General features: G+C 52.0%; 6 protein-coding genes. 5 read left to right on the forward strand and 1 reads right to left on the reverse strand.

From position 1 onward, the window contains the following. Nucleotides 1–387: 387 nt before the first annotated feature. The gene (locus tag FF011L_RS21960) at nucleotides 388–1,062 is read right to left on the reverse strand and encodes a hypothetical protein (RefSeq protein WP_145354119.1); all 675 of its coding nucleotides are present in this window, start codon (nucleotides 1,060–1,062) and stop codon (nucleotides 388–390) included. Nucleotides 1,063–1,075: 13 nt separating this feature from the next. Here FF011L_RS21960 and FF011L_RS21965 point away from each other — a divergent pair, with 13 nt between their 5' ends. The 5 genes from FF011L_RS21965 (at nucleotide 1,076) to FF011L_RS21985 (ending at nucleotide 11,490) form a co-directional block, all read left to right on the forward strand. Then, nucleotides 1,076–3,895: a hypothetical protein gene (locus tag FF011L_RS21965; RefSeq protein ID WP_145354120.1), complete on the forward strand. Its 2,820-nt coding sequence runs from the start codon at nucleotides 1,076–1,078 to the stop codon at nucleotides 3,893–3,895. A 39-nt stretch (nucleotides 3,896–3,934) separates the two neighbouring features. After that, nucleotides 3,935–4,870, forward strand: a complete 936-nt coding sequence (locus FF011L_RS21970) for an ankyrin repeat domain-containing protein (RefSeq protein ID WP_145354121.1) — start codon at nucleotides 3,935–3,937, stop codon at nucleotides 4,868–4,870. Nucleotides 4,871–5,595: 725 nt separating this feature from the next. Next, nucleotides 5,596–8,574: a PSD1 and planctomycete cytochrome C domain-containing protein gene (locus tag FF011L_RS21975; RefSeq protein ID WP_145354122.1), complete on the forward strand. Its 2,979-nt coding sequence runs from the start codon at nucleotides 5,596–5,598 to the stop codon at nucleotides 8,572–8,574. Nucleotides 8,575–8,582: 8 nt separating this feature from the next. Continuing rightward, nucleotides 8,583–9,968 carry a DUF1501 domain-containing protein gene (locus FF011L_RS21980; RefSeq protein WP_145354123.1) on the forward strand — a complete coding sequence of 462 codons (1,386 nt, stop codon included), beginning with the start codon at nucleotides 8,583–8,585 and terminating at the stop codon, nucleotides 9,966–9,968. Nucleotides 9,969–10,374: 406 nt separating this feature from the next. Next, on the forward strand, nucleotides 10,375–11,490 hold the full coding sequence (locus FF011L_RS21985) for a hypothetical protein (RefSeq protein WP_145354124.1): 1,116 nt from the start codon (nucleotides 10,375–10,377) through the stop codon (nucleotides 11,488–11,490). Nucleotides 11,491–11,686 lie beyond the last annotated feature (196 nt).

Below are 11,686 nucleotides of genomic sequence, written 5' to 3' on the forward strand. Positions count from 1 at the left end.
CACACACGATTCACGGGGCAAAATCATGAATCGCAAAGACCACTCGGTATCCGATCGTTCGTTCACGGGCAAACAGCACGGACGCAATCGCCGCAACGGACGGCGTCTTCTTCTAGAGTCACTAGAACGCCGCAACCTGCTAGCGGCCTCTCCACTCGACGCTCCAACACCATCGGAACCTGCGGCAGTCGTGGAGATACCGATCGAGGAGACTGCAACGACCAGCCCTCCCGTGCAGCCCGACGAAGTCTTTTCACTAGGCGTCCTTAACTACACGTCCGCCCCTCCCACCCCGACCTCGATCGCCGACGATCTTCTCGCGAGCAACGCAACCCCCTCGGCGACAATCGAAGCGGGCTCAGACGACCTGAGTAGCGACATACTCCGCTACGGATCGTACACCCCACCCACGACAACTTCTACGCTTTCTTCGCCCATGGACTGGGAAGGCGATCTTGACGAAGGCGAACAGTATTGCCTTCCCAATGCAAGAATGGTCGGCCCCTGCATCCCGCTCCCCACGTCCCCGACCAGCACGCTAACAATGTCTCCGACCAGCACGCTCACGATGTCCCCTACTCTAACGGGAACAGCGCAGCCGACTGGCAGCCCAACTTTACCTAGCATGCCAGACCCTTCGGACCTACCAAATCCAACAGGCAGTCTGACGCCGACCGGAACACCCTCCTCCACCGGAGCCCTTTCACCGACAGGGGCTCCGACTCCAACAGGAACTTCGCCACAGCCTCCAACTCCGTCCGGGACTCCAACCTCAACTGGAACCCCAACCTCATATGAGCCTCCAGCTCCAACCGAAACTCCAACGTTGTCCGAGCCTCCCATTTCAACGGGAACGCCAACATTGTCAGGGACTCCGACTTCTTCGGAACCCCCAATTCCGACAGGGACCCCAAATCCGACGGGAATGCCAACCCCTTCAGGCACACCAACCTTAACAAGCGTCCCACTCCCCACGGCACTCCCAATGCCGACGGGCACTCCCACTAGCACGCTCCCATCGATGCCTTCATGGGACGATTCGCCCCTGGCCATTACTGGCATTCAATTCCAGACCATGCTTCAGACCCCTACGCATGCGGTCTCAACGATTTACGAGGGATCGTCACAAATTGAGGTACGGCTAACACTCTCTCGCCCCTTGCAAATCTCGGACTTTCTTCAGATCCAAGCGGACCTGAACTTCAACAACCAAAACGATGAAGGCGAGACTATCTGGTCCAATGATGACATCATTTATTTTATCGGCACCCATGAAGTTGTCGCGTCCATTGGACTGATAGCTGATGATGGTCCGTGGCCTGGAAACGGCCGACCCCAAGATGATCTGAAAGTGACAATCCAAACCTCGGAAGAGACAATCGAGAGTGAAGTCATCGTCAAAAACGTTCCGCCCGTGTTTGCTTCCGTACCAACGGTCGAGGTCACCGAAGATACCGATGGCAACCGCCTTCTAAATCTTTCCGTATCAGTCATCGACCCAGGACGCCAAGATCAATTAAGGATGATCGCCAACTGGGCAGACGGCGAGACGACGACCGGCGAGTGGAGTCCAAATTCTCAATTCGACATGATGACCCTGACTCGAATGATTCCCGCCGGGGCAGCACTGCCCGAAATTTACCCACTGACCCTAATGGTTCACGATGACGACATCGAAATGACGAATGGTGAATTCAATCCAGAAACAATCGGATTAGCCAGTTCACAGATTACCGTCACGCACGTCGACGTTGCCTACAACAACGACGACGATGACGGCAACAATTACCCGGACCTTTGGGATCGCCCTGACGACAACTACAGAATAAGCGGCGACATGGACCCTCCTCAAGGCGACGCTATCGTGCCCGTGAACAAACCCATCTCAAGCGAAAATGACGTCATCGCCTACCAAGTCGCAGACATTCGCCCCCAAATGGTTCCTGCAACAGAAGGACGGTACATACTAATTTACGATCCAACAATTATCCGACTATGGGACTCAGCTCATAAAACCCAATGGATCAAACCGCATAATTCGCCTGACACCACCGCCGATACCTTTGGAGTCGGCAGGCCACTGCAAGGCATTGAGTACGAGGGTCAAGACACCGTATTCATCGAAGGTATCAACATCTCTCCAAGTCAAACTTCAATTCAAATGGCCTGGGTCGCTGACGGCTGGAACTTCACCTCCGACGACACGTTGCCGGAAAGAGAATCCGACTCTCCCAAACAAGTTATAGGAGATATTGTCATCGTAGATGTATGGGGAATTGATGTCGACATCGATAGCGACAACAACGACGGTTACGCCCAGCCCGCAGGAGACCGCTGGGAAGAGTACCTTGAAGACAATGAGTTTGCTATTGGCAAAATTATAAAACCAATCCAACTGTACGAATCATTCCCATCGAACCTGCTAAACGAACAACTTGAAGCTAACTACCAATTCACTCCTGTTTCCATCAGAGTGAGTACAGGGCTTGCCCCTGAGACTCAAGTCGTCATAAGCACATTGACTACATTACCTCACTCATCTGGATCAATCCAATTATGGACAACCCCGCGAAACGACCCAAACCGAAACGACAACCTGGTCACAGAAGGCGGACACAGAATCTCAGGCTACCTTAGCGAGCTTTCCTTAAACGAAATCGGCTACGACCCCAACAGCAGCACAATCACCCTCTGGATTGAAACGACCTATGTACGTGACGATATCCGCACAAAAGAGGATCTTGACAACCTCTCAGCCCCATCAAACAAACTGCGAATTCAATTACTTGGCCCCGACAACCTAAACGTGGAAGACCGTGTCAAATGGACAGCAGTGAAAAAAGAGTCTTTCTACAACACATTAAGCTCAAACCAAACTCTACGAAATGCAATGGCTGCAGAACTGGTATACGGAAACAATGGAATCTACGGAACGCCACATGAATCAACAGACTACGGCCTAAAACTAATAAGCAATCAAAATCAGCAAGATTTACTCAAACTAATGGCAATGAGCCATACACTTTCAAAAAACCAGGCGCAGTACATACTAGACTCTTTCTACTATCGTGCACCTACCACGGATTCTCCAAATTCAGATTCGATCGCAAATTTCGGGGCCGGACTATACTTAGATCATTTTTCAGGACGCTTCATCCTTGCTTTTCGCGGCACAGACCCAGAAGACATGAACGACTGGGCCACCAACTTTAGTCAATTGACTTCAAATTATAGCGCTGACTATGAAATGGCAATTCTACTTACGACGGTTCTTCAAAAAAATGTTCCGAGCCTACAGTTGATGCAATTAACTGGCCACTCACTTGGCGGCGGCCTAGCGAGTGCTGCTGCGATCGCCACAGCATTACACGCAGACACGTTCAATGCCGCGGGGATCACAAGAAATACGCTAATTAACCCTGTAACAAAGATCGAACATACAGAAAACTCCTTCAGTCGATTCGACAACGCCCACCTGTATGTTGATTCTTTTCAGGTCTGGCATTTCAAGACTCCGGACAACGAAAAAATCACGGTCCCTGATGTGCTTAGTTTTGCACAAAACTATCTTTCTATCGAACATAATGGCAGACACTATCTACCCGATGCCATTGGCGAACGTCACTACCTTGTGGGCACAGACACTTTGGACGAAGGACTGGAATTCACACAAGATCTTATATCTTTCATGCAAACCCCTGACAAGTCGTCTATCGAACCAATCTTAATAGGCATACTCAGTATTGACATAAACATACTCGGCCCATACATCTACATAGACGGCGAACTTGAAATAGCAACATTAAAAAAGATGGTTGAGTCACATAGCTTTAAAGCAATCTACCACGGTCTACTTAATCCTAACGCTCACCAATTCACTGGTCACACTTTTTAGCTTTTCAAAAAACCTTCTAAAAAAACAAAGATTTCAGCTATGATGTTTATTCGCCCAATGACACTCGCTGCATTACTGTATCTTATTTCGCCAGCACCGAATGCCAACGCCGTACCTCGCGATCCGGTCAAGTCTGTAACGATACTTTACGACCTTCCGTATGGCCCGGTTTATCGACGTGGGGCTGAACAAGAAACAGAGATTTGGAAAACGGAAGGCTGGACTCCTGAAACTTTTTTTGAAGACCCCGACACGATTGCCCTTTGCGACACCATTTCGGACGGATCTCCGGAACAACTAAAGAAAGGAATTGCGAACGCAAAAGATCTAAACCATCAGGGGACCAAAAATTTCACATTGCTTCACTGGGCCTACTTAGACAACAACATCATCGCCTTTAGACTGCTACTGGAAGCCGGGGCCAGCCCAGACATTCCACTTACAGATCATATTTTTTGCAAAAGGTTGCGTCACTATCTTCTCAAAGGCGACACCATCCTGTTCACTTCCATCCAAGACATTGCTTGGCAATTTACAATACTTGCGGCGAAACATACTCACAAACCAAATCTTCGAAACGCAAAGAACGACACGACGTTACTAACCTTAACACGCGCCAGGATCGCATCTTCGGTCATAGACTCCGTCCTGCAGGCTGTCCTCCAAACCGGCGTTGACATTAACGCTCGAGGCGAATTTCATTCGACAGCCGCATTCAGAGCGATCACATGGAATCGTGCGGACATCTGCTTAAGTCTGCTAAAAGCTGGCGCGGCACCAGACCTGAAGCACCCAAACAACCTGACGATAAAATCTGTCCTTGAATTTGAGCAACAGCATCTTCGCAAAAAAGGAATTTCATCCGCTGACAAAGATGCTTTAGAAAAATGGCTGAACGCTCATGAAAAAACGTCGGCGAATCCTGACCTCACTCAGCCGACGAACAAAGGAAACCAAGGTGAATCCGAACGCTAATGGGAGTCCAGCGATTTGAAATAGCCGACCAGCAAACCGCTCCGCAGCGTCCGAGGCGTGATCCTCCACCAAGGCTCTAAAACCACCTTTGACGGGGCGAGATGTACCGCGACGCTCCACTCGAAACGAGCCGAACTTGGCGACAAGCATTTGACAGCCCTCAACCTAAGACTCCTGAAGGCGAACGGTGACCTCCTCAACGGGATTCCGCGATGCATGGGAAGGCTGGAACCTGTTGCCTATTCGCAGGCAGCCGGACGCAAGGACATCCCTTGCGCGCCCCAGGCCTAGTGATCAATGGAAAATAGATCTGGCTCCGCAGGGCGTGCTGGCTGCCCAGCCAACATTGCCGACTTTCCCGCCCGACTGCAATAAGTTCCATCAAAGCACTCGGTGAACAAGATCAAAAGCGGCGTCTGCAAGCAGCCCTGCAGAGCATTGAAGCGAACGACAAAAGCCAATTCGACGATTCGATCGACACGCCTTCCAGCCCTCACGTTGTTCGGTCCGATCGCTATAAACCACTCGGCTCAAGTGCAACGCGCCGCTAAATTTACCTTAGCGAGCCAGGAAGACGGGTATTATTCGCACACGCTAACGGGACAAACAACAAGCCATAGCAGGCCTGATGGCTCCCTGCATTGGTCAATTCGACGTCGGTGAATGGTATCGGTTATGATATTGGTCGGCCTTCATTCACATTCTGCTGCATCCAGTCCTGATCAATGCGTCCCACCATTCTTCTCCTGAGCTGCCTCTCTGCGTTGTGCTCCTATTTCGCTGCGGTTCTTCCCGCCGCGGACAAATCGATTGGATGGTCCGATGAGTGGACGATGTCGCAAGCTGGTGGGGTTTCGCAATGGTTTGAAATCCGCGGGACAGGAAAACGAAACAATCCGTTGCGGCGTCAATTAGATCAAAGGTTTGACGGAGACCAGTTTTTTGTACGGTTTCAACTTCGGTACGACGCAGCAAGCATCGATACCCCGGCGGATGGGAATGGTGAATTTTTGGTTTTGTGGATTGATGAACAAGATGGTGGCGACGGAGCCGGCCATAGCGGCGGCATCCCGAACATTGGGATTCACGTCAATCAAAACAAAAATGCGTTCATGGCCCGATTTTCGTCCGCCAGCGAGACTTTTGGCGACGTGGAATTGCAAGGTGACCGAGTCTACAACGTCCTGGCTTGCCTCTCCCGATCAAACCCCGGATCAGGCAATCGCTACGACCAAATGCGAGTTTGGATCGACCCCAAAATTACAGAAGAGGCTAAGCCTACGATTCGTTTGACAGGAAAAGACGCGATTCAATCAATCCATTGGATCGGATTTTCAACTGGAGGAAAAACGGAACCTGATGATCGAATTTCCGTATCCGAAGTTTCCGTTGCAACCAGCTGGCTTGCATCCTTCGGTTTAACGCTCGAAATCGATCGAGGAAACAAGCCGAAAACAACCTCGCCACCGCCCTCAATGCCTCCTGCGAATCAAGCGATAAATCAGACGGTTGATTTCCGCAAAGAGGTGTACCCGATCTTGCGAGACCATTGCTTCGAATGTCACAGCGGTGAAGACTCTGAATCAGGAATTCGCCTGGACAGTTACGACGAAATTTTGAACCAAGTATCACCGCGTGATGCCAAATCCAGCCACCTGATTGCGTTGATTGAATCGTCAGATCCCGCGATCCAAATGCCGCCTCCCGACACGGCGGCAAGCAAGGTAAGCGACAAGCAAATCAAAGTGTTGCGACGTTGGATCGACGAAGGTGTTTCCTGGGATCAGAAACTGCTACCGTCTCCTGTTTTGGACTCCGATCACTGGGCATTCCAACCGCTCACCGTGCCACACCCTCCTGCGACGAAACCGAACACGAGGGCACGGTCGCCGATCGATGCGTTCATCCAAAGTAAGCAAAATGACCTCGGAACCGCCTCGACCAAGTCCGCCGACTGGGCAACGCTACAACGGCGAATCTCGCTCGATTTGACAGGCCTACCACCCTCCGCATTCCCTGGCTTAGAACTTGCCAACAGCCACGAACAACTTGACCGCTGGATTGATAAACTACTGGCCTCTCAGGCCTATGGAGAACGCTGGGGAAGGCACTGGTTGGACCTTGCCAGATGGGGAGAGAGCAATGGGCATCAACACAACCGATCTCGGCCTCACGCATGGCGGTACCGCGACTACGTCATCGACAGCTTCCGAACCGACAAACCCTACGATCTCTTCATTCGAGAACAGATCGCCGGTGACGAATTGCCGGCCGCGTCGCAGTCTCTCCAAGCAACAGGATTCCTAGCAGCGGCTCGCTATAGTGGCAATGAATTAGACAAAGAGATCCAGCGAAATGACATTTTGGTCGACGTCGTGAACGCGACAGCTCAAACGTTTTTAGGAATGACAATGGGATGTGCGCAGTGCCACACCCATAAATTTGATCCGATTACGATTCGCGACTATTACCGTTTCCAAGCCTTCTTTACTCGCGGTCAGCCCGGGAATCTGCTGTTAACGCGTAACGTACCGGATGCCAAATCATGGACCACCACTCGGCAGCAACTGCTCGCTTCCGTTCGCGCACGCATCGTTGAAAAAAAGCGAATTGCGGGCATCCCCGAGCCAATTCTGGTGACCCCAACAACCATCGTTGCCAGCCTGAATCCCACCGAACGGCAGGTATACAAAGACCTCGAAACTGCGATCGGGTCCGTTCCACAAGTCTGGGGCTGGACGGGGGCAAACAGCCAGACGACAGTCGCTCCTCACGAGATGCGTTCACCACTGCCCAACGACCGCGCCGCAATCGAAAGTCTCAAGACGTTCATACGAATTCGTGGGGACGTTAAGTCGGTCGGCCCAGAGGTAAAGCCTGGCTGGCCCGCAGCATTTGGCCCGACGCCCGATTCCGCCGACTCACGAACCGACTTGGCCGCGTGGATGGGCTCCTCTGACAACCCATTAACTGCCCGCGTTTGGGTGAACCGAATTTGGCAATGGCACTTCGGTACAGGAATCGTTAAAACCTCAGGCGACTTCGGTACCCAAGGCACTCCCCCTACCCACCCGGAATTGCTCGATTGGCTTGCCAACGAATTGATCGACAGCGGATGGAGCACACAACACATACATCGGTTGATCCTTCAATCAGCAACCTACCGGCAATCGGACGCTTTTTCAAAGTCCCATTTCGACCTGGATCCCGAATGCACAACAATTTGGCGATGGACTCCCAGACGCCTTGAATCGGAGGCGATTCGCGACTCAGCCTTATTCGTCGCGGGAAAACTTGAGCAAACAGACGGTGGGCCAAGCGTTCCAGATACAGCTGATAGCGACTCCTTTCGGCGCAGCGTCTACCTACAACAAGAACGCGAACGCATCGCCGAATCCTTGACTCTTTTCGATAGCCCACCAGCCCTTTCCACTTGCTCGCGACGACGAACATCAACCGTCAGCTTACAGCCGCTGTATTTGCTGAACAGTGAATTTATGCAGAATGTCAGCCAAGCATTTGCTGATCGCCTGCGGAAATCAACCGACGAAAGTGATTACGCCGCTGCGGCCATCCGGATTGCACTGGGACGCAACGCAGAGGCAGAAGAAGTGGCAAGACTAAATGAATTCCTGAGCGAGAACTCTTTGGAGTCTTTATGCTTGGCCGTTCTGAACCTTAGCGAATTTTTGTACGTGAATTAAAGATACGCATGAATACCCACCGCTGGATCGACCGCAGGCATTTTCTATACGGAGCAGGTTTAAGCGCCGCCGCAGCAACCTGCACAAATAGGCTTGCGCATGCCGCAACGGGGCCCACGGTCCTGCATCATCCCGCAACGGCCTCCAATGTTATTTTCCTGTTTATGTCGGGCGGCCCCAGCCAAGTCGATACGTTCGACCCAAAGCCCGAATTAGATCGACTAGAAGGAGAGGATGTTCCTGAGAGCATTGCTGCGTCGATCCCCCGAATCAAACGAGCTGGCATCAAGAACCTTATGCGGTCGCCATGGAAATTTAAAAACCATGGCGAAAGTGGAATCCCGGTTTCGGAATTGTTTCCCAATGTTGCTAAGCAGGTCGACGACTTATGTGTGATTCGTTCGATGCAGCACAACAACCCAGTTCACGGCCCGGGCGAATGTGTCGCATTGACAGGGACCTCCGCAGGCGATCGCCCTAGCATCGGCAGCTGGTCGCTGTATGGGCTAGGCACAGCGAACGAAAACCTTCCAGCTTTTATTACGATGAACCTTCACTCCGACGGGATGCAATATCCACAAGGTGCTGGATGGGGATCCGGTTTTTTGCCTTCGGGTTTCCAAGGAACCATTGTTGACCCCTCGAAAGGGATCCGACATGTCGCAATGCCTCCCAACACCACGGAGCAGGACCGCAGGCAGCAACTCGATTTGATCCACTGGTTTAACGATCGCCACTTACGGCAATCGGGTGAACAAAGCGAACTACAGGCTCGGATAGATTCGTATGAAACGGCTTTCCGAATGCAAACAGCCGCCCCCGATTTGTTTGACATTTCCAAAGAGACACAACAAACTCACCAACTTTATGAATTAGACAACCCGCAAAGTAAATCGGTAGGTAAAGCGTGCCTGCTTGCTCGGCGAATGGTGGAACGAGGTGTCCGTTTTGTGCAAGTCCGAGTCGGGGGCTGGGATGCCCATGGAAACATTCAGGCAAACCATTCCAAAATGGCGTCGCGCACCGATGGGCCGATAGCAAGCCTACTGACAGACCTTCGCCAGCGTGACCTACTTAAATCAACCCTTGTGGTTTGGGCGGGCGAGTTCGGGCGAACTCCAACAAAGGAAGGCCGCGGCAAGGGACGTGACCACTCACCCGCCGGCTATACGACATGGCTGGCGGGCGGTGGCATACAAGGAGGCCAAATCATCGGGGCGACCGACCCACTAGGTTATGTCGCTATCGAACGCCCCGTGTCGCCGCACGACTTCCACGCGACGATTCTCCATGCCTTAGGCATCGACGCGAACCGCTTGACGTACAACCACCACGGCAGGGACGAAGTCCCCACCGTCTTCGGCGGCGAAGCGGTCAAAGAAGCTTTTGCATAATTTTCGCTAGCAGGGACATGCAAAGTATTGGTGACGGTTTCCGATCAAACTGCTGTTGTAGGGCAAGGCATCTGAAAATCGCAACCCGCTGCGTCAGAGGGATCGCTTCCCGCAATTGCTGTCCCTCGTTGACGAATGGAGTGGAGACTTCGGCAGCCTGCGGTTCCTCATTTGTTTTCGTCGAGCCAAAAGCGTCGAGGCAATTGATTGCGAAGCAAGCGGGGCGGAAACAAACGGGGCGGATCCGGAGTCAGACTTTCGTCAGTCATAAACTTCAAGCCCCTGCTAGCAAAGTAATTCGATTCACTAGCAATCGTTTACTAGCCGAATTCCGGTGCACTTTCTTGACTTTTTCACAAAATCACGTCTACACATCTCCCCCGACAGCGGTAGGATACATCTATCGATGTTGACTCACTCTTTTCTCATGCATGGGGCAGGCAAAATGTGCAATGTAAATCGCAGTGAAGTGTTCAAGGCGAACGAAATAGGCGTATATCATGCGATGAACAAAACGACTCGCGGTATTTATCTATTCGGAATCGACCTTACTTCAGAAAACGATTATAGGGACCGGCGAGGATGGTATCGCGACCGCATGGCTTTGCTAGCACGCTTCTTCTGTATCGATGTTTTGGCGTACAGCATCATGTCCAATCACTGGCACGCCATCTTACGCAATCGGCCCGACCTAGCGACCAAGTTAACGCCACGTGAGGTCGCGATTCGCTGGCTTTCCGTCACGTCACGCGCGAAGTGTCGAAACAAGAACGGTGGAAAGATCACCGAAGCCGAAATCGCTAAGATCGTCAACGACCCCGAGGCAGTCGAAGAGCGGCGAGCACGGTTGTCGAATATTTCGTGGTTCGTTCGTCAGATGTGCCAAACACTTTCCCGACGCTGCAACAAAGAAGACCAAGTAACCGGTCATCTATTCGGCAATCGATTCCAGATGAATCGTTTGCCTACGGAAGAGGAAATTTTGGCAGGGATGCTGTACGTTGATTTGAACCCACTGCGAGCCGGCTTGGCCGACGCACTGGACGATTTTGCGGAAGTCTCGATCAGCGAACGATTGACAACGTTAGAAGGCGAGGCGGCCGATCTCGAGTCATGGTTGGCGCCGTTGGAACTGGAAACCGAAGTCGACGGGAAACAGGTCGTCGTCGCCAATAAACTTACCGCCGAACAGATCGAGGAACGCGTTCGGAAGCGAGAAGCGTTAAGCGACAGCCTAGGTTGTGTCCCGATGAAACTGGAGGCCTACCAAGAGCTGCTTTGGCATTTAGCCCTCCAGGCCCGACCGGAACTTCAGGCGACTGATCGTCTGCCGGCCAACATATTCCGGAGCCCATTAAAACTGGCAGGAGAGAATATCAACATCGACGAATTAGCCGAGCGACACGCACAAATGGGGCGACGTTATGCATCGCCGGTCGATCTGCAAACACGTATTGCGATCGCTCAGCGTCAAGCGGGCGGAGGCTCTGTCCCAATCGACAACACGTGGGCGAGCGTTTAACCGCGAATTCGGATCGACCAGTCGATTAAAGCATCACAAAAGTCAAGAAACGGGCCTGTGACCGCTACCGGTACATCAACAGGGCCAAAAAACGCCCCAAAAGAGCCTCAAAAGCGACTCAACAAAGTCCATATCGTGCACAAAAAAAGCTCAATCCCTAAAAAAACAAAGCTAGCAAACGTCATCTCCCCTCCCG

This window comes from Roseimaritima multifibrata, from assembly GCF_007741495.1.
GTDB classification, from domain to species: domain Bacteria; phylum Planctomycetota; class Planctomycetia; order Pirellulales; family Pirellulaceae; genus Roseimaritima; species Roseimaritima multifibrata.

Coding starts and splice junctions, on each gene's coding strand:
- FF011L_RS21960 (WP_145354119.1), bottom strand. CDS start 1,062: ATGCCAGTAATGGCCAGGGGCGAATCGTCCCATGAAGGCATCGATGGG.
- FF011L_RS21965 (WP_145354120.1), top strand. CDS start 1,076: ATGCTTCAGACCCCTACGCATGCGGTCTCAACGATTTACGAGGGATCG.
- FF011L_RS21970 (WP_145354121.1), top strand. CDS start 3,935: ATGATGTTTATTCGCCCAATGACACTCGCTGCATTACTGTATCTTATT.
- FF011L_RS21975 (WP_145354122.1), top strand. CDS start 5,596: ATGCGTCCCACCATTCTTCTCCTGAGCTGCCTCTCTGCGTTGTGCTCC.
- FF011L_RS21980 (WP_145354123.1), top strand. CDS start 8,583: ATGAATACCCACCGCTGGATCGACCGCAGGCATTTTCTATACGGAGCA.
- FF011L_RS21985 (WP_145354124.1), top strand. CDS start 10,375: ATGTTGACTCACTCTTTTCTCATGCATGGGGCAGGCAAAATGTGCAAT.